This window comes from Pseudoalteromonas phenolica (assembly GCF_001444405.1).
GTDB classification, from domain to species: Bacteria; Pseudomonadota; Gammaproteobacteria; order Enterobacterales; family Alteromonadaceae; genus Pseudoalteromonas; species Pseudoalteromonas phenolica.
On the sequence record NZ_CP013187.1, the window covers coordinates 2,705,701 to 2,725,541 of the forward strand.

Below are 19,841 nucleotides of genomic sequence, written 5' to 3' on the forward strand. Positions count from 1 at the left end.
GGACCCTAATTTAGAATTTACCGTACTTTAAATACGCGTCGACTGGGTCTGTTCCTGATAAAATTGCTGTTCTCACTTTGTTTTCAGTATGGATGAGTTCATCAACTTTGTTAGCAACTTGCTCAAGTAAATCACTCGGGATCACTACAACACCGTCGCGGTCAGCGAAAATAATATCGTTTGCTTTTATCTCTACCCCACCAATGGTGATAGGTTGATTAAAAGCAGTTGGTTGCCAGCATCCAACAACATCTCTTGGCGTATAGTATTTTGACCAAACAGGGAAGCCGGTTTTGGTGATAAAGCCACTGTCTCTACAGCCACCATCTACAATGTATCCTGTCACCCCCTTGTAGACGAACGTTTCAGAAGATAACTCCCCCATGTGAGCTACATTACCGTCATTAGGTTGACAAATAACAATATGACCCTTTGGAGCTTTAGACAGCATCTGACACCATTGGGTTAACGATTCATGTTCCGTCAGATCTGAGTTAGCCTGACCCTCAACTGTAAAAGCCGGACCTACAATACTATGTTCAAGATTCAATGGGCGAATCGTATCTGGTAAAACACAGTTTGGATGGCCAAAACTTCTTAAAACATCGAACACGATGCCTGAATAAGCTTTTTCAAGAAGTTGTAAATATTTATTCATTTTTTCACCACTTATTTCATATATAAAACGCTCATCTATATATAGTGCACACAAAATCTATCATGTCAAACCATTATTCATAACTTCGCGCTTCGAAACTGGCCCCTCAACTAGTGCACAGGCACAATACCGAATGAAAAATAGTATGTAATGGCTTGAAATAACGGAAATTAAACAAAATATACCCAATTATTGCCATTTATGATTAACGCGTAACTTAATACAGTGGTATCATTAGTTAAATTACTACTTCACTAGCGAATCAAAAAGCTTGAATTGTTTGCTTATTAGATAAGGTAATCACTAATGAAAGAAGAAAAAACAAAGAATTACTCTGCGCCAGCACTAGATAAAGGGTTAGATATTCTAGAGCTGCTTGTAGAGAAGAAGAACCCGATGACTCTAGCACAGATCTCACTTGAGTTAGGTCGTTCTAAAAGTGAACTATACAGAATGGCTGCTGTGCTAGAAGCTAGAGGTTACTTATCTCGCCATGGTGATTCAGACAGTTTTGTGGTTTCAAATAAATTATTCGACTTAGGTATGAGCGTTCCGCCTGTTGGCACTTTAGTTGAAGCTGCTTTTCCCCTAATGCATGAGTTAGCTCAAAAGATCAGCCAATCGTGCCACCTAACAGTTATGAGTGGTAATCATGGTGTCATTATCGCAAGGGTTGAAAACCCGACTCAAATTAGCTTCTCTGTAAGAGTTGGGTACCGCATGGACCTACATACCTCTTGTTCTGGCATTATTTTACTGTCTTGGATGGAAGAGAAAAAAAGAGAAGAAATATATAAACAGTACGCTTCCTCAAATGACTTTAACAAAGAGAAACTAGAAAGCTTACTTAGTGAAACCAGAAAAAATGGGTATATTAAAATGTCTAGCGTCACAACCTCTGGCGTATTAGATTTATCTTCACCCATTTTTATCGACGACAAACATGAAGCCACAGCAGCACTCACCGTACCGTACTGTAAGCATAGAGGGATCAACACCCCTAGTCCCGCAGCTTGTCTTGAAGAGATTAGTAAATGTACGAAAAAATTATCTTCATTAGCTAAAACATTCGGCGGCTTTTAAACTGGCAAACCATAATGCTCACTTAAAAAATTAGCTTAATGACAAAATAAGCCAACCTCTTCACAATCATGTTCGTTTTTTGCACAGTAATAAAACGAACATGATGCAGCTAAGCTCTTAACACGCCAAAAGCGACCTAAAAAAAGCACTAGGCTTTTAACAAACAATCCATGATTTATTCACGCCTAAAAGCGAAAATCTGAACTTACCAGAGCTGCTTCCCCCACAGTTAAATACCCCCTGTTAATACATAAAAACTACTGAAATTTACAGCAAAGTCTTCAAAGCTGCACAAAATAAACAACCCATAACCTGCTCTAAAAACTGTACAAACTTCAATAATATTGCACTTAAGATATCACGTAACCAATTGAAATAATTTGATATACAAAAAACAACCAAACACTCGTATAACCAGAAATTTAAATTACCCTTTTACATACCCAAATTGCATGCTATGGTTTAAATATAAATCACCGAACCAAATAAAAATCGATTAATTTAATAGGTAGCCAAGCCTCAAAGTTAAAAACTTTACTCTCAAAACTTGAAGTACAAATAGATTTTTGGCTCAGCTAAACCTAGATTTAAATATATCAATAAGAGGTATCCGTCATATGTTCTTAAAGAGACTCTATTCAATCGCTATGCTGTCGCTGGGTTTGACCAGCTTAAATGGCCATGCAGTTTGGTCACATAAAGAAGGGGATCCACTCCCTACCAAAGCACCTTACTTAACCCAAAAGTTTTCAAAGCAGGCTTGGGAAAGTAGTAACTTTGCCCCCACCGTCAGTGTCGAACGATTTCAAGATTGGCGTTACGGAATGATGATTAGCTTTGGAGTAACCTCTTACTCAGAAAAAGAATTATCATGGGGTGTGGTCGAAACATCGCAACGAATTGTCCCTGATGGCACTGGTCTTGCGAATGGAGAAACACCTCCAGATGCCGAGTGGGTTGGTTGGTCCGACAAGCTCAAGTTTGAAAAATTTGATGCCAAAGAGTGGATAAAAATAGCTCAGGACTCTGGAGTTAAGTACATTATTTTACTAGCTAAACACCATGATGGTTTTCATTTATGGGACACAGACTATTCTGATTTCAAAATCACTAACTCACCATTTAAACGTGACTACGTAAAAGAAATTGTAGATGCAGCTCATGAAGCTGATATGCCTATAGGGCTTTATTATTCTCAACGAGATTGGTACCACCCTCACTATCAACCAAAAGGGTTTGGTGCTGATAAACAACAAGCCGGTCCACAACACCATAAATACTTAAAATATCAATTTAATGTTGTTAAAGAGCTCCTAACCAAATACGGTAAAATTGACGTTTTATGGTGGGATGCTGCTTGGTGGGGAGGTATGTACGAAGCACATCATTGGGACGCAGAAAACCTAACTCGTATGGTCCGAAGGTTACAGCCTTATATTGTTATGAATAACCGTGCATCTGTTCCCGGTGATTTCGATACACCAGAACAAAGGCTGGGAGGCTTTCAAGATTGGAGACCTTGGGAATCTGCGGTTTCATTAGAAACAACTTGGGGCTATTCAGGTGGCGCTCTAAAATCCCCTTCAGAAGTAATACAAGCACTGACGAATACAGCGATTAATAACGGAAACCTGCTTCTTTCTTGGGGCCCGATGTGGAGTGGCGAATTCGAATCAAAGCAAAAAAACGTCATGCTCGAAGTAGGCAAGTGGTTATCTAGTAATGGTGAAGCTATCTATGGCACACGAGGTGGTCCTTGGAAGCCTAGAGCTTGGGGTGGTTCAACAAGAAACGGCAAAAACGTCTATTTACATATAAAACCAAATTTCACAGGCACCATTAGCATGCCCTCTTTAGAAGGCATAAATGCGGTAAAAGCAGTGACCATGTCAGGTGAGCCAGTAGACCTAAACCAACAGCAAGGTAAGATAATAGTAGGATTAAAAGAAACACCACCTGAGACTGGCACCATCATAAAACTCACTATGGACTCGGATGTGCAGCACATAACAGCCATAGATTATGATGGCTCTCTTGAACCAAATACTGATGTTGGTGAAGAGCTTTCAGCGTTTGGTTATGAATTAGTTTATGGCCAAGAAGTCAAAAATCAGGCAGATATTTCAGCTAGTTCGATCCTTAAGACTTCTGCGACAACGCTGGATAAAATCAATCAAAAAGAGGCCTTTTTTGAAACGAGGAAAGAACGAAAACCATGGATTCAAGTAAGTCTCCACGCCGAAATGTCTGTTACAGGCATTACCATAAAAGGAGATCTCAAGAGTGACGACTTACAACTTGAAACCTCTCTTGATGGAAAAAGCTGGGAAGTTGTATGGGAATCAGACAAACATGACTCTCAAGCACATGCTGATGTTGAGATAAATGGCTTCAATGCTGGTGCACTTATGCCAGGTAAGAAACTGAGATATATACGCCTCAAAAACGATAGTAACAATTCAAGCTCCATTAAACTTGAACAGTTTAAGTTTTGGGCAAAATCAGCAAATAGCCACTGATGAAAATGTAATATATTCGCGCAGAATTCGCAGTAAAGTAGGTGCTTGCCCCTACCTTGCTGTGAGTTCTATTTATATAAAAAATCAAAAATCATTTATGATATTTTTTATGCTGCCTGATTACAGCAGCTCGCTATCACTCTTGCCCTTTATACCACTGCGCTTAATTAAGCGATCTATTTTAAATCAAGGAAAACCGGTCGAGCGCACCGCTCACGCGTCTTGCTATCGCTGTGGTGTCTACTTTCATGTAGGTAAGGCTAAAATTTTTCTATTTATTTGTTCTAAAAAGAAATTTTTAACAAAGCTAGCATCTGTTTTAGTCCCTCAAAATGATTGAGTATTATTGAGTAACGGCATTTCCGCCCTGAGCGCACACCAGCCTAACCATTTCTTTACGGCATTTACCCTCAGCCTTTATTAAGTAAATTATTATCTTAGCTAAGCTCTCTCGGTTAAAAAACCTTACTCCAGTAAATTAAATGTAAAAACAAGTTGAATTTTTAAACATCCACATCTATTCTAAATACAGATTAGCAATTCAAATATAAACCAGCATTGTTAAGTTAAACTATCAAACTCATCAATATTGGGCTAAAGTATTTATACCTAATCTGAATAACAAAATGGTGTATTGCCGTGCAGTTTAAGCAAAACACTTTTAGTAATAGATGACGGACTATCTCAACCTAATGCCAATAGAGATGATCTTTCTCAATTGGCAAATGATGTAGAGAAGTAAAATGACAACAACATTGAAGCCATTACTTACCTCCTTGTTAATATTTACAGGAGCTCCATTACTTGCTGGTGAAGTGCCTCAAGCAGGTTCAAACCCAATCTCGTTAACCACTACAGCTCAAATTGATAATGTACATTACTTGATGGCTGCAGCGGCAAAACGTCCTGATACAACCTATGTACAAAACTATGACCTACCAAAACATGCTTGGTTAAATAGTTTTGACTATGGTGAAACACTAGAATGGAGTGTATCCGTAGAACAAAGCACATCTTTTGATATCACTGCTTTGGTTTCTTCAAGAACAGGAGAAAAATTTAAGCTTGAAGTCGATGGGAACAGCACTATTTTTGAAATCGGCCATTCAGGCTGGAGCAGAGAAGATGCAGGAAGTATCGTTGTTCCTGCCGGTACTCACCAACTAAAACTAAGTCGTTTAGGTCGAAATGGAAGTGCATCAATTAAATCTTTAGAACTTGTCAAAACAAGTGAAAAACCTCAACGAGATGCAAGAATTCAAGCACTTAAATCTAGTACCGCTAAATTCTCTAATCAGGATTACGGTGTCATGTTTCAGTATGGTGCTTGGACTTACCCTCCAACGGGTCCAAAAAAGACATTAGAACAACAAGCTAATGACTTCGACGTAACAGCGTTTGCTGAGATGGTAGAAAGTACAGGTGCAAAATATGTGGTGTGGTCTGCAACTTGGTGGACTTATCAAATGCATGCACCTAACCAAGCATTAGATAATATTCTTGGCCATTCTGAAGATACGGCAACACGCGATCTATTCAAAGATATTGCAACAGAATTAGATAAGCATAATATCGACTTCTATTTTTACTATCACTCAGGTCACTTCGGAGGCCAAAGTAATGCGCGTCCATGGTGGCAAGCCCAACAATGGCCTGAAGAATTTACCACTACAGGTACTGGAGACCGTAGTGTATTTTTCGATAACTGGGTTAACGTAGTAAGTGAAATGGGTAACCGTTATGGTAGCTTACTTGATGGGTGGTTTTTTGACGACGGTTTGATTTATTACCCTGCGCCTTTTGAAAGGTTAGGTGCCGCTGCTAAAGCAGGTAACCCTGATCGACTAATTTCATACAACCCTTGGATTGCACCGCATTACACAGACTTTGAGGATTTGTCATTTGGTGAAGAGTGTAAAGTTCATGGTGCTGAAGAAGGTGGTACTGGTCTATATACCTCAGGCAGTGATAAAGGTGTCTATGGCCACTGTATGATCACCATGGAACCTGGTTGGGGTATTTATCATCAAAACCAAAAAATTGGTCCAACTAAGTATTCTGTAGAAGCAGCTTATGACTTAGTTAAGTCTTATCATGATAAGAAAACACCAATTTCTTTCAATATGTTAATTTTTGAAGATGGCTCAGTATCAAACACATCACTCAGTGTACTTCAACAACTAAAAGCTAAATTGGAAGCTGAGCAAACTGTAGATTGTAGCTTTGGCTGTAACACACTCAATGACACTCACAGTTCGATCACTTACTCAGGCGATTGGAAGGTCTCAAACAACCGTCGAGCTGGTGACTACCAAGATAACGTAGCATGGGCGAGTGCAAACAACAGTTCAGCTACACTAAACTTCACAGGAACAGGCGTTAAAGTCTATATGCCAACCAGTGTTGACCAAGGCGATGTAGAAGTATTTATTGATGGACAAAGTCAAGGTGTCGTTTCTGCAAAACAGGCTGGCTACAACCCTCAAACGCCCGTATTCCAGATTAATAACCTAAGTGCTTCTGAGCATGAATTGAAACTTGTTAAATTGAATGGTCATTATCTGATTTTAGATAAGTTCGAAGTTCAAAACCAAATTACCACATTAAATGATGATAGCAGCGAGATCAGCTACTCAGGTAATTGGGCAAACTCATCTAATAGAAATGCTGATGACATCAATGACGACGTTACTTATACCACTAAAAATGGTGACTATGCTGAGCTAACCTTTTCAGGTACCGCTGTTTCAGTGATTGTGCCTAAAAATAGAGCTTACGGTAATGTTGAAGTGATTATTAATGGTGTGAGTCAAGGTTTAGTATCTGCATACACTCCGACTGGATATAGCCCAGCAGAAGCAATCTTTACTAAAGAAGATCTACCAGAGGGTAATCACACTATTCGATTAGTTAAACGCAGCGGTAGCTTCTTCCCGCTTGACGCAATCAAATTAGTTGTAAAATAACGAGTTGTATACTACCTACTGAGATTCACTCCAACCAAGCAAGGTAGGTAGCTTTTAAGGGTAAGCGTTTGTGGCCATATAAACGCTTACCCTTCTCTTTTCACCTGGTAGGCTAAATTCATCCATATTATGGATTACTCAATACCTCTCATGTTCTTCATAAAAAGAGCTATCTCTCACTTCTTTACTAATTCACCTAAAATACAAGCTTGATAAAAGAATTTAAAATCACAAGCATAAGACAAAGATAATTAAGTCAACAGTAAAAGTACTAGACATAACCCAGCAAAGAAGCGCCCCAGTTTACAGCTCTACATCTAGTCTAGAATAATTTTCATAAACACATAAAGATTAGACATTTAATGGCTTAAGTTGATATCGAACGGTATTTGCTCATTGACCTCAAGAGCGCTGTGAATCTAAACAGCCTGAACTCTGGATAGTAGAACTCTATTCTGCTCAGATTAAATAAGAAGCGAAATTTATGTAAGCTGCTGCAAAAAGTAGATAAGCTTAAAAGTATGTATTAATGCGAGTAACCAGGCTTAAGATAGAACACCTAGCAAACAGACCGTTAAAAAACGGCAATAACTCACTAAGCATTTGAGCTACTACAATAACCAGTCATATATAATCTATTACACGCTGAGTGACACGCCCTCTCAAAGCTTTATTTTTATGGTGAGTCAGAAATAACCTGAACGGCTAATCTAAACGGATGAAAATATGAATGAGGCTGTTATTGTAATTTAAAGTGACTTTCTATAAGTAGAGTTGTAAAGAGAACAAAAAAGTCGAGCTGTAGGCTCGACTTAAAAACGGTAAAAGACTTATTAATTATTGAAAGCTAATTGCATCAACTACCATAAAGCGGCCAGAACGCTTAACTGCCTTTAATGTGTGAACACCTAAAGGTAGGTTTTCAATTTTAAATACTTCTTTTTGAGTGATTCTATCAGTGCTGTATGTGCTAACAATACCTTGGCTCTCATTATTGATGAAAATTTCAATATCACCTTGATCTTTGAAACTTTGACCAATGAATGTTACCTCTGTGCCCGTGAACGTAAATTCAATTGAGTCACCGTTACGAGTGGTGTAAGAAATATCATCACCGTACTCACCAATACCGCGTCTATTGCCATAACCCCAAGAACCATTCTTCTTGATATAGCCGCTGTTATCATTATGCTTAACTTCCTTCGAGCTTACTTCAATTTTATCCAATACCATAAAGTTGCCGCTTTTCTTAACGACTTTAACGGTATGCGCTGAAGCAGAAAGGTTATCAACAGAGAAGTAGACATCTTGAGCTGTGTTAGACCCTTGTGTATTCACAACACCTTTACTAACACCATCAATGAAGATTTCAATTTCTCCCATGTCTGAACGCATTGGACCGCTGATGGTAATACCTGAACCAAAGAAGCTATATTCATAGTAGTCACCATTTGTTCTAGTATATGAGACGTCATCATTGAAATCTCCCACACCACGGTTTGTAGAGCGACCCCAATTACCGACTTTTTTGATATTACTATTATCATCATTAATAGCAGGGCTTTGTTGGCTATCAAGAGCTGAACGTAATCTTGACATTAAATCTAAGCTATCTTGAGCAATGCTGCCATCTTCATACATCATAACGTTGAAAGAAGTAGGCACGCCTCGGCTTGCTCTATCAAGTACCATATTGGTTGCTGACTTCAAACCGAGTCGAGTTGGCCCGATTGGTTGGTTTTCTCTATAAATACCCCAATCGTTTTCTAATCGATACATACATTGGCCTTGAAGGCCTGCGTCCCCTTCACTTGTGTATAAGCCATTACTGCCAACTTCTGCACCAGCGTCTTTACACTCTTCACCGAATGAGATGTCTTCAAAGTCAGTATAATGTGCAACTTGCCATGAGTTATAAGAGACGATTCTATCTGGGTTACCTAATTTAGCTGCTTTACCTAAACGTTCGAAAGGTGCTGGGTAATATGCCAAACCGTCATCAAAGAACCAACCATCTAATAATCGACCATATCTTTGGCTCATCTCTGAGATAACACTTTCCCAGTTATTGAAGAAAGTTGATCTGTCACCAAGGCCAGTATAAACATAAGTACTTGGCCACTCTTGCGCATCCCACCAATCATGACCATTGTATCTTGAGTGACCAACGTGATAATAAAAGTAAAGATCAATGTCAGCTTCTTCTAATGCATTTGCCACTTCAAATAACAAGTCTCTTGAAGAAGTACGATTTGAATGACCAACTATATTATCTACAGAGCTTAGTGGTGCATTAATTTCATAAGTTGCCCAGCTAGTAGACCAAATAACATAATCTGCCCCTGATTCTTTGATCATATCAACGAGTGCATCTACATCGGTATCAGCGGCTTGTTGATCTAAGCTCTTAGCTGGGCCCGATTGCGGGTAGGTCCAGCCACCATATTGAAACATAATGCCAAAGTCATACTGATTGAACTTTTGGTTTTTAGATTTAAACTCATCTACACGGTGTTGGTAACTTTGTAAGTCATCCTCTGCAATAAGCTCTAGAGACTTAATCTCAACATCCCCATTTGCTGTTGTTCGCTTTAATTCAAGCGTCTGAACACCCGCGGGTAAATAAACAAAACCAGCGTTCACCCTTTGCCAACCTTTTTCTTCTACTGTGAAATGCAGGCTTTGGCCATTATGAACTTTAAGTTCAAATTTTTGATGCTCGCTCACTGGCTTCATCAGAGCTGTGACTTGATACTTTTTGCCCTGCGCAAGTTGTAAGTTCCACTTCAATGATTTCGATGTATCATCAAAAAACTTCAGCCAACCATGCTTTGCTGAACTGCCTAATTGCTTTAGACCAATCGTATTAGGTCGCTCTGCAGCTGCCGCCATTAAGAAAGTAATATTATCTGTGGTCGCAGTCTGATCCACAACCAAAGGGTTGTCACCAGCTTGCGGTATTGTTGCAGCCATAGCTAAGCCAGATGAGACTGCACCAGCAATACTTAAAACCTTAAATAATGATTTCATTGTTACCTCACGTGTTCAATTTATTACAACAGATTCCATTCGACTTATTATTAAAATCTAAATATAAAACACACATCCATATGTAAATATAAAAACATCTAAATGAACAAAAAACAACCCAAAAAATAAAACAAACACATAATTCATTTACAACAGCACAACAAAAAAGACAAAAATCAACAAGAAAACAAACAAAACCCCTGTTAAAACATACCTATAGATTAAAAACCACCTCTATTGCAAAAAACAAACTAATTGAACTTGCAAATTAATTCATACTTGAATTGTTAATTTAAAAATTAGCTTTATATCTGAGGGCTTAAAAGAAATTTTATGAAAAAAGGTACAATTGACGCGCGATAGGGACTGAATTGATACAAACACTGACTATTACAATTCTTTTATATGCTAGGACTATATATCTTTTAGAAAGTGAAAATGCCGATAAGGCAATATATGAAGTATTTAAGAATATCATTCCCCTACAAGGCAGGTTTTTAATACGCTAAAAACTACAAACAACTTTTAATAATGCCAATCCTCTGAATTGAGCGATCTATTTTGAGGCAAAGAAAACTTGTTGCTAACACCGTTCACGCGTCCTGCTAACGCTGAGTCACCTACATCCATTCACACAGGCGAAATTTTGCTGTTTAGTTGTTCTAAATAGGAAATTTCAACTTAGGTTGCATCAGTTTTGATCCCTGGAAGGGATTGAGTAGCTAAATAAAAAACCTTGCGGTCAAAATAAATTGACCGCGAGGCTTTTTAGGTTGAGTCACCCCGTTCTAGGGCTGAGAAAATCCATTTTCTCTCACTTCTAACGTTGAAAAGGTTAAAACTTAGTTCTAAAACCAAGCGTAAAGCGTTTACCAACATCTTCTACGCCACGGTTGATACCAATTGAGTTTGTCTCTACAGTTACTTCATCAGTTAGATTAAGCACTTCAAAAATCACACTTGAATCTTCGCTTATGTCATATGATGCAGAGAAGTCTAACTGGCTATAGCTCTTGATATATCGGCCATCATTAAAATAGTTCATTTCTTGAGTCGTAAATTGATCTCGGTAGTTATAGGCAAAACGAGCACCGAAAGTCTCTGTTTCGTAATATGCTACCAAGTTGTAACTTGTTCTTGATAAGCCTTCTAATGGCAGTAAAGGTCCTGACTCATCTAATTGAATATCATCAGCATCAACAAACGTGAAATTTGCAGTGAAGCCAAACCCTTCAATAATCTCATCTAATGGTTGTAGCCAATTTAGTTCAAAACCATACATGTCCGAACCACGACCGTTATCAGGTGCAAACCTTGAGAAGTTCAAGGTTCTAGGGTTATTACCATCGAGGTCAGTAACCGTGTGTTGTTCATCTTTTCTTGAATTAACGATAAACGAATCAATCGATTTCATAAACGGCGCAAACGACACCATACCAGCTTCAGCAAAATACCATTCAAAAGATAAATCGATTTGATCTGCAATGAATGGATCAACATTAGGATTACTCGAATTAATACTTTGAACATTTGCGTTGATCTGGGTTGCAGGAGAAAGCACTTGCAATGTTGGTCGTGACATTACTCGCGCAGCTGCAAATCTAACAATGACATCATCTGTTACATCGTAGGCAATGTTTAAGCTAGGGAGAACTTCTGTGTAGTCTCGCGTCATGCTGCTTTCAGAAGAGTCAACACTTGTTACACCACCACCATCAAATCTGATTGTCGATAGATCAGGGATATTACCCGCTGATTCCTGCTTAGTTTGTACTACACGTACACCAAAGTTACCGCGTAGCTTAGTGTCCATGCCGTCAAAATTAACTTTAAAATATGCCGCGGTTACATTTTCTTTAACTTCAATTTGTCCTGGACCACCAACGTCCAACTGGATAGCAGCAAGTTGCTCAGCTGAAACTTTCGAAAGCACTTTATCCATATCAGCTGATAGCCAAGAAGTTACAAATTGACCATTACCAAAACCATCAAGGTAATTAGAAGGTGAGTGTAAAGTCATGTAGTTAGCGGCACTAAAACTGCCACCTTCTACAGAGTTTGGATCGTAAGTTTCACCTAATAACTCAGCAAATTTCTCGATATTTTCTTGCGAACCAATGTTGATGAATTGGTGGCCTAAAAACTTTTCTTTCTGGCTTAACTTGATACCAAACTCAACATTCGTAATCGTCAAATTATCACTCAATTCATAATCGGTGTAGTAATCAAAATCGAGTCTAAAATCAATATTTTCATCTTCTGTTGGCTTCTTATAATCACCATTTACACCCACTGAATTAAATAACTCTGGCGCCAATGGATCTGGACCGCCCTCAACAAAACCATGATCGGCAATTGCACTCAGATCTTCTCTGTATTGAAAGAAAGCGTGGGGACGACCAATGACATTAAGCGCAAGTGCAGTTGTTTCACGCTCAGATTTAGCATATGACAACTCAGCTTTAGTCAATAAATTGTCTGAGAGTGTGTATTCACCTGAAAGAGATACCGACAGTAACTCATCTTTTTCATCGTTATGTCGAGTAGAGTTTCGTAAATCGACACCATCAACTTGAAGTCGATTAGTATAGCCATCAGAGCCACCTAATGGATCTGCTACAATTGAACTACCAGTTACACCTGCACCACCAGCTATATTAACCCAACGGAAAGAGTTCAATGGTTTGATACCATCAGTTTCAAACTTTGAATATAACGTTTCTAAAGATAGGTCTAAATCATCCGTTGGTCTCCACTGCAATGTATTGAATAAAGTGGTACGTTTTCGCTCTTCTTTAAACATTGCAAAACCGGTAGCAGCATCATATCTGAATGTATCGTCTGTATCGCCATCGAAATTATAATCTTGTCCATTCCACGCTTCTGGCCAATTGATCAAACCAAATGCTTCATAAAAATGAGATTCAACTTCTCTTTCATCAAAATGCACACCAAAACTAACACCCACTGAGTCATCTGCAAAAGTGTCGTTATAAAGTGCAGAAAGGTAAGGCGTAGTCTCACCTGAATTTTCTTCTTGGATCGCTTTTGCTGAAACAACAAAAGAACGTTCACCTAAGGAAAGTGGCTTTAGGGTTTCAACATTAACGGTTGCAGATAAACCACCTTCTTCCATATCTGCAGACGGCGATTTGTAAACTTGTAAACTATGTACAAAGTCAGAAGGTAAGATTGTAAAGTCGAAACTTCTGCCAGAGCCAGCTGATGGTAAGCTTCTTCCATTAAACTGAACACGAGTGAAATCAGGATTTAAACCCCTGACCGTAATTGAACGGCCTTCACCACGGTTGCGAGCTACTTGAACACCTGTGATTCTTTGCAAAGACTCAGCTAAGTTTTGATCTGGAAATTTACCAATATCTTCAGCGCTAATTACGTCAGCTACAACAGTTGTTCCTTTTTTTAGTGTTGTAGCGGCGTTTAAACTTTGTTTGAACCCTGAAACGAGTATTACTTCTACCTCAGACTTTTTCTTCTCTTTCACGTCGCTGCTTTCTTCTGCCAACGCAGTTGCTGAAAAAGCCAAACTAGCGGTTGCTATCGCAGAACCAGAAATCATATTTGTTATAACTGAGCTGAGACCCTTTCTTTTAAAAGGCAGTGTTGATTGTGTTGTCATAATGTTACACCTAATTGTAGTTAATATTATTTGCAGCAACTCAAGTTCAAGTACCTACACATATATCTTTTAGTATCTGAACACCTGATACGCAAGTTCATATTCGAAATTAAGAATTACATATAAAACACAATAACGCAACATCATCTTAATCAGAAAAATGTGTCCAGCAACAATCGAGTTACATTCTCACTTAGTTTTCAAAGACCTGAACAAAGCAACTATATAAGGCTTTTATAAAAAAAATTTAAAATGAAATAATTTCTTTCACCTACTATTCACAAAATAACAAAACTATTTGACATACCTAAAAACGGCAAATATGATTTAAATACAAACCAAATATTTATATGTGAAACGATATGTCTGAGATTATTTTAATAAACAACGAAGATAATGTGCTTATCTGTTGTAGCCCACTAAAAAAAGGCCAAGAAATTTCTATTGATTCTGTGAAATACAAATTAGAAAGCGATTTAGATATTGGCCATAAAATTGCCAGAAAAGCGCTCTCAAAGGGCGATAAAGTCATTAAATATGGGGTATCTATCGGTTCGATGCTTTCTGATACCGAAATTGGCCAACATGTCCACTTACACAATATGAAAAGTGATTACATTTCTAGCCATACAAGACAGTCAAAAGTGGGAGAAGCATGATGAAAGGCTATTTAAGAAATAACGGAAAAAAAGGTATCCGTAACGCAACACTTGTTGTTTATTTGGTTGAATGCGCCAAGCATGTAGCTTCTAAAATAGTTGACTCTTTCGACAACGATAGTGTGCAACTTGTTGGATTCTCAGGTTGTTACCCTAATGATTACGCCTTAGATATCATGACAAAATTGTGTACCCATCCAAATGTGGGCAGTACGTTAATTGTGTCTTTAGGTTGTGAAGGGTTTAACCGAGAAGCACTTGCTAATGCAGTCAAAGACAGTGGTAGACCTTGTTCAACTTTGGTAATTCAACAAAACCAAGGCACAGCTAAAAGTATCGTTAAAGGCAAAGAAATCGTTGCAGAACAGTTAAATAGCTTAGCATCAACCCCGCTTGTTGATCTGGAAATAAGCGACATCGTTGTGGGCACAATTTGTGGTGGCTCTGATGGAACGAGCGGTATCACCGCAAACCCCGCTGTGGGCAGTTGTTTTGATCACTTAATCGATCATGGCGCTACATGTATGTTCGAAGAAACAGGCGAACTTATCGGCTGTGAAGATGTAATGATCGACCGAGCTGCAAATCAAGTTGTCGCGGCTAATATTCTGGGTGCGATCGAAAAAGCCGAAATTTATTATCAAAAAATGGGTTACGGTAGCTTTGCACCTGGTAATGCAGAAGGCGGCCTGACTACTCAAGAAGAAAAATCGATGGGTGCATATGCCAAATCTGGTCGCTCAGAAATCCAAGGGGTAATAAAGCCAGGAGAAGCACCATCTGGAAAAGGTCTATATTTAATGGATGTTGTTCCAGATGGAGAACCCATGTTCGGTTTCCCTAATATTGCTGATAATGCTGAAATTGTAGAAATGATAGCGTCAGGCTGTCACCTTGTTCTTTTTACTACAGGACGAGGCTCTGTAGTTGGCTCAGCAATTTCACCTATCGTTAAAGTATGTGCCAACCCAGAGACTTATGAAAATTTATCTGACGATATGGATGTAAACGCAGGGAAGATTTTGCTCGGTGAATCTACTATCAATGAAACAGGTCAAGAAATTGTTAATAAGGTAATTGATGTTTGTTCAGGGAAAAAATCTAAATCTGAACAATTAGGCCACCAAGAGTTTGTTCTGACATACAAGCGCTTTAATCATGAAGAGGATTCTAAATTAACTCTTAAACATAAAGGCGATGCTTTATGCTAAACAAGAATCAAATCGGAAACACTGGACTTCATGTCACTGAATTAGGGTTCGGTGCAGCTACCTTAGGCAATTTATACCGTCCCATTAGTGATAATGACGCATATCGTGCGGTAGAAAAAGCCCTAGAACTGGGTATCAATCAATTTGATACCGCCCCTTACTATGGCTTTGGCTTGAGTGAAAGAAGAATAGGCAATGTCTTAAGAACTGAGAATCAAGATGATTGGGTTTTGTCGACTAAAGTGGGCCGCCTCCTTAAGCCATGTGCTAATGCCAGCGACAAATATGGCTTTTGCTCCCCGATGCCCTTTGAGCCAGAATATGACTATTCCTATAACGGTATTATGCGGTCTGTCGAAGACAGTATTCAGCGTTTAGGTCTGTCAAAAATTGATATCGTTTACATGCATGACATTGGTTCTGCAACACATGGTGATCAGCACCCTGTGCAATTTAAAATTGCAGAAAGTGGGTTCAGAGCTTTAGAAGAATTGCGTGATCAAGGTGTAATAAAAGCCATTGGATTAGGTGTAAATGAGTATCAGGTTTGCGAACAGGCAATGGAGTATTGCAAATTTGACTGCTTCTTACTCGCAGGTCGTTACACATTGCTTGAGCAAGAAGCGCTCACTTCATTTTTACCCAAATGTGAACGTGACAACATCTCTATTATTTTAGGTGGTCCGTATAATTCTGGCATTTTAGCCACGGGTGTTAAAAATGCAAAGTCAGTCCCTCATTATGACTATGGTCCCGCACCTAAAGAGATAACTCAACGTGTCGCAGACATTGAAAGTGTATGTGAAGAATATAATGTTTCACTTGCTTCTGCAGCACTACAATTTCCACTTGCTCACCCAGCAGTTGTGAGTGTTATTCCAGGGTTAAGCTCTGCGAATCGTGTTGAATCAACTGTAAAACAGATCAAAGAAACAATACCTGCCGAATTTTGGCAAACACTCAGAGATAAAGGACTTATTCATTGCGAAGCACCTATTCCGGGAATATCACTATGATTAAGATCGACTGTCACCAACATTTTTGGTCACTTCAGCGTAATGACTACGACTGGCTAACAAGTGACTTAGAACCACTTTATAGAGACTTCTTACCAGATGAGCTAAGTGGAAAACTGAAAAAAAATGGCATTGAAGGTACCGTGTTAGTTCAAGCTGCAGCGACAGTGGAAGAAACCAGATATCTTCTTGATTTAGCAAATCAGCATCCTTTTGTTAAAGGGGTTGTTGGTTGGGTCGACTTTGAAAGCGAGGATGTTCTCTCTACATTAACTGAGCTTGCGCAAAACCCACTTTTCAAAGGGGTTAGGCCAATGATACAAGAAATTAAAGACGATAAATGGATTTTATCACCTAATTTTGAAGTTGTTTTTGACAAGCTTATTGAGCTTGACCTGACATTTGATGCCCTAATTAAACCTCAACATATCAAAATAATTGACACACTTGCGAAGAGATTTCCCGACTTAAAAATCGTGATAGATCATTGCGCAAAACCAGAGTTGACCAGATTTAAAACAAACAGCAATGCTAACCAATGGTTTTTCGACATTGCTTCTATTTCTATCAACAAAAATGTTTATTGCAAGCTCTCGGGTGTACTAACTGAAGCAGGAGAATCACCAGACTTTCTGCTTATCAGAAATGTGATGGACCACATCTTAAAGTCATTTGGTGCTAGGCGTGTAATGTGGGGAAGTGATTGGCCAGTTGTAAACCTTGCTAGTGACTATGACAACTGGTTCAACGTGGTGAAAATCTTTTTAGACGAGACGATCCCAAACTATCAACATCTTATTTGGGCCGGCAGTGCCATTGAATTTTATAGTCTAAATGTAGGAGAAGTAGAATGACTCAAAGATTTCTAGATAAGACCGTTCTTATCACTGGCGGTGGTAGTGGTATTGGCAGAGAAACAGCGATTCAATTTGCGAGTGAAGGTGCTTATGTCATTATTTTCGACATGGATACACAAGGAGCAGAAGAAGTTGTCGGCACGATTATTGACAAAGGTGGTAAAGCTGACTTTTTAAAAGTCGACGTCTCGAATTCAAGCATAGTGAATGATTACGTTTCAGAGTTAAGCAAAAAGTTTGAAATTGACATTTTAGTCAATAATGCAGGTATTGCGCATATTGGCACTATCGAGCAAACAACCGAACAAGATCTAGACCGTATATACAACGTCAATGTCAAAGGTTGTTACAACTTAATGCATGCAGTCATTCCGCAAATGAAGCAACGCAAACAAGGGGTCATACTGAACATTGCGTCTATTGCATCTTCAGTGGGTATTAAAGATAGGTTTGCTTACTCTATGAGTAAAGGCGCTGTTCTTACTATGACTTACTCTGTCGCAAAAGATTATATCTCTGATGGTATTCGATGCAATTGCATTGCCCCAGCGCGAGTTCATACACCTTTCGTAGATAATTTTTTAGAGAAAACCTATCCAGATAATAAAGAAGAAATGTTCGAGATGTTATCTAACTCTCAGCCTATTGGTCGTATGGGCGCCGTCAATGAAATTTCTTCTTTGATTTGCTTTTTATGTTCAGACGATGCCGCCTTTATCACAGGCAGCAACATCCCTATTGATGGTGGGTTTGTCACATTGAACAACTAACTCAAGCAACACAACTTTCAACCCCTTGCGGTGTTTATTTTTAACCCTAAAAGATAGGTACGAGACATGAATAATAGATTTGTATTAGCTCTAGATCTTAAAGACGACGAACTTCTTATCGAACAATATGTTGACTACCACCGACCAGGTTCTGTTTGGGCTGAAGTAATTGAGAGTATTGAAGAGTCTGGCATTGAAGTTATGGAAATTTATCTTGTTGAAAACAGGCTTGTCATGGTGATGGAAGCCAACGAATCGTTTTCATTCTCTGATAAACAAGCAGGCAAAAACGATGACATTGTAAAAGCATGGGAAGTCTTAATGTCTCGATTTCAGCAAACATTGCCAAGCTCTAAAAAAGGCGAAAAGTGGGTTGTGATGGAAAAAATCTTCGATCTTAAAGCCCATGTAGCCAACAAAGATAAACAGTAATTAAATTTTAGAGGTACAACATGAAACTTATTAGATTTGGCGAAAAAAATGATGAAAGACCGGGTGTTATAGACAGCAACGGTAAAATTAGAGATCTATCTTCTTATTTTCAAGATTATGACAAAGCCTTCTTTTTATCTGATGGTTTAGAAAAAATCAAAAGATTAAATTACAAATCGGCACCTGTAATTGATGAGCCTGTAAGAATCGCCCCGCCCATTGCCAACGTTGGGAAATTTATTTGTGTAGGCCTTAACTATGCAGACCACGCAGCTGAATCTGGTATGGATGTACCTGATGAGCCTGTGTTATTTATGAAAGCAACCTCATCAATTGTTGGGCCGAATGACGCTGTTGTTTTACCACCTGATTCTGAAAAATCAGATTGGGAAGTAGAGCTGGGTGTCATTATTGGTAAAGAAGCCAAATATGTATCAGAAGAAGACGCAATGGACTATGTTGCGGGTTTTTGTCTAATCAATGATTTATCAGAAAGAACGTATCAGCTAGAAAAAGGCGGTCAATGGTGTAAAGGTAAAGGATGTGACACATTTGCGCCAATGGGTCCTTTTATGGCAACTGCTGATGAAGTAAAAGAGCCAAACAATCTTCATATTTGGTTAGAAGTAAATGGTGAAATTAAACAAAACGGCAATACCAATACAATGGTATTTACTGTTCCTTTTCTTGTTCACTACATCAGCCAATTTATGAGCTTACAGCCTGGTGACGTAATTTCAACGGGTACACCACCGGGTGTAGGGTTAGGTATGACTCCACCTCAATACCTGAAAGAGGGTGATGAAATGCGCCTTGGTATTGAAGGTCTTGGCGAACAAGTACAAAAAGTAGAACGCTATAAAAAATAGCTTTTCCTTTTAACCTACCCGTTCAATTAAAAGATGTGGCTTTTCGCATTATTAAACTTTTGTTCAATGAAGGTTTTAGAAAAGCCACAAATAGGCAAAGCAATGAAAGATTACTATAACCCAAAGTATCC

Annotated in this window: 13 protein-coding genes; 10 read left to right on the forward strand and 3 right to left on the reverse strand. The window is 38.7% G+C overall.

The features are described from left to right. Positions 1–10 precede the first annotated feature (10 nt). The gene (locus tag PP2015_RS11995) at positions 11–658 is read right to left on the reverse strand and encodes an RraA family protein (protein WP_058030563.1); all 648 of its coding nucleotides are present in this window, start codon (positions 656–658) and stop codon (positions 11–13) included. 306 nt (positions 659–964) lie between these two features. On the opposite strand from PP2015_RS11995, the gene PP2015_RS12000 reads away from it, so the two are divergent. The 3 genes from PP2015_RS12000 to PP2015_RS12010 all read left to right on the forward strand — a co-directional run bounded on the left by PP2015_RS12000 (position 965) and on the right by PP2015_RS12010 (position 7,226). Continuing rightward, the gene (locus PP2015_RS12000; protein ID WP_058030564.1) at positions 965–1,741 is read left to right on the forward strand and encodes an IclR family transcriptional regulator; all 777 of its coding nucleotides are present in this window, start codon (positions 965–967) and stop codon (positions 1,739–1,741) included. 617 nt (positions 1,742–2,358) lie between these two features. Further along, positions 2,359–4,260, forward strand: coding sequence for an alpha-L-fucosidase (locus tag PP2015_RS12005; RefSeq protein WP_083496579.1), 1,902 nt, complete (start codon positions 2,359–2,361; stop codon positions 4,258–4,260). Between the two features lie 743 nt (positions 4,261–5,003). Further along, positions 5,004–7,226, forward strand: a complete 2,223-nt coding sequence (locus tag PP2015_RS12010; RefSeq protein WP_058030566.1) for an alpha-L-fucosidase — start codon at positions 5,004–5,006, stop codon at positions 7,224–7,226. Positions 7,227–8,063: 837 nt separating this feature from the next. Here PP2015_RS12010 and PP2015_RS12015 read toward each other — a convergent pair. Both PP2015_RS12015 and PP2015_RS12020 read right to left on the reverse strand, forming a co-directional pair. Beyond that, positions 8,064–10,256, reverse strand: coding sequence for a hypothetical protein (locus PP2015_RS12015; RefSeq protein WP_058030567.1), 2,193 nt, complete (start codon positions 10,254–10,256; stop codon positions 8,064–8,066). 835 nt (positions 10,257–11,091) lie between these two features. Continuing rightward, positions 11,092–13,896 (reverse strand): TonB-dependent receptor, encoded by a 2,805-nt coding sequence (locus PP2015_RS12020; protein ID WP_058030568.1) that lies wholly within the window; start codon positions 13,894–13,896, stop codon positions 11,092–11,094. A 362-nt stretch (positions 13,897–14,258) separates the two neighbouring features. On the opposite strand from PP2015_RS12020, the gene PP2015_RS12025 reads away from it, so the two are divergent. The 7 genes from PP2015_RS12025 (at position 14,259) to PP2015_RS12055 (ending at position 19,710) form a co-directional block, all read left to right on the forward strand. Then, complete coding sequence (locus tag PP2015_RS12025; RefSeq protein WP_058030569.1) at positions 14,259–14,555, forward strand: UxaA family hydrolase; 297 nt, start codon at positions 14,259–14,261, stop codon at positions 14,553–14,555. Beyond that, positions 14,552–15,766, forward strand: a complete 1,215-nt coding sequence (locus tag PP2015_RS12030; RefSeq protein ID WP_058030570.1) for a UxaA family hydrolase — start codon at positions 14,552–14,554, stop codon at positions 15,764–15,766. Before PP2015_RS12025 ends, PP2015_RS12030 begins: the two co-directional genes overlap by 4 nt. Beyond that, a complete protein-coding gene (locus tag PP2015_RS12035; protein WP_058030571.1) occupies positions 15,760–16,782 on the forward strand; it encodes an aldo/keto reductase in 1,023 nt (340 codons plus the stop codon). The genes PP2015_RS12030 and PP2015_RS12035 overlap by 7 nt, the downstream gene beginning before the upstream one ends. Continuing rightward, complete coding sequence (locus tag PP2015_RS12040; RefSeq protein WP_227009233.1) at positions 16,779–17,636, forward strand: amidohydrolase family protein; 858 nt, start codon at positions 16,779–16,781, stop codon at positions 17,634–17,636. The genes PP2015_RS12035 and PP2015_RS12040 overlap by 4 nt, the downstream gene beginning before the upstream one ends. Then, a complete protein-coding gene (locus tag PP2015_RS12045) occupies positions 17,633–18,409 on the forward strand; it encodes an SDR family NAD(P)-dependent oxidoreductase (RefSeq protein ID WP_058030572.1) in 777 nt (258 codons plus the stop codon). The genes PP2015_RS12040 and PP2015_RS12045 overlap by 4 nt, the downstream gene beginning before the upstream one ends. A gap of 66 nt (positions 18,410–18,475) precedes the next feature. After that, positions 18,476–18,841 (forward strand): L-rhamnose mutarotase, encoded by a 366-nt coding sequence (locus PP2015_RS12050; RefSeq protein WP_058030573.1) that lies wholly within the window; start codon positions 18,476–18,478, stop codon positions 18,839–18,841. 20 nt (positions 18,842–18,861) lie between these two features. Beyond that, the gene (locus tag PP2015_RS12055; RefSeq protein ID WP_058030574.1) at positions 18,862–19,710 is read left to right on the forward strand and encodes a fumarylacetoacetate hydrolase family protein; all 849 of its coding nucleotides are present in this window, start codon (positions 18,862–18,864) and stop codon (positions 19,708–19,710) included. Positions 19,711–19,841: the final 131 nt, after the last annotated feature.

What these genes read in the sequence shown, in the direction of transcription:
- PP2015_RS12010 (WP_058030566.1), top strand. Translation starts at nt 5,004, where the DNA reads ATGACAACAACATTGAAGCCATTACTTACCTCCTTGTTAATATTTACA.
- PP2015_RS12055 (WP_058030574.1), top strand. Translation starts at nt 18,862, where the DNA reads ATGAAACTTATTAGATTTGGCGAAAAAAATGATGAAAGACCGGGTGTT.
- PP2015_RS12000 (WP_058030564.1), top strand. Translation starts at nt 965, where the DNA reads ATGAAAGAAGAAAAAACAAAGAATTACTCTGCGCCAGCACTAGATAAA.
- PP2015_RS12040 (WP_227009233.1), top strand. Translation starts at nt 16,779, where the DNA reads ATGATTAAGATCGACTGTCACCAACATTTTTGGTCACTTCAGCGTAAT.
- PP2015_RS12015 (WP_058030567.1), bottom strand. Translation starts at nt 10,256, where the DNA reads ATGAAATCATTATTTAAGGTTTTAAGTATTGCTGGTGCAGTCTCATCT.
- PP2015_RS12050 (WP_058030573.1), top strand. Translation starts at nt 18,476, where the DNA reads ATGAATAATAGATTTGTATTAGCTCTAGATCTTAAAGACGACGAACTT.
- PP2015_RS11995 (WP_058030563.1), bottom strand. Translation starts at nt 658, where the DNA reads ATGAATAAATATTTACAACTTCTTGAAAAAGCTTATTCAGGCATCGTG.
- PP2015_RS12030 (WP_058030570.1), top strand. Translation starts at nt 14,552, where the DNA reads ATGATGAAAGGCTATTTAAGAAATAACGGAAAAAAAGGTATCCGTAAC.
- PP2015_RS12025 (WP_058030569.1), top strand. Translation starts at nt 14,259, where the DNA reads ATGTCTGAGATTATTTTAATAAACAACGAAGATAATGTGCTTATCTGT.
- PP2015_RS12035 (WP_058030571.1), top strand. Translation starts at nt 15,760, where the DNA reads ATGCTAAACAAGAATCAAATCGGAAACACTGGACTTCATGTCACTGAA.
- PP2015_RS12045 (WP_058030572.1), top strand. Translation starts at nt 17,633, where the DNA reads ATGACTCAAAGATTTCTAGATAAGACCGTTCTTATCACTGGCGGTGGT.
- PP2015_RS12005 (WP_083496579.1), top strand. Translation starts at nt 2,359, where the DNA reads ATGTTCTTAAAGAGACTCTATTCAATCGCTATGCTGTCGCTGGGTTTG.
- PP2015_RS12020 (WP_058030568.1), bottom strand. Translation starts at nt 13,896, where the DNA reads ATGACAACACAATCAACACTGCCTTTTAAAAGAAAGGGTCTCAGCTCA.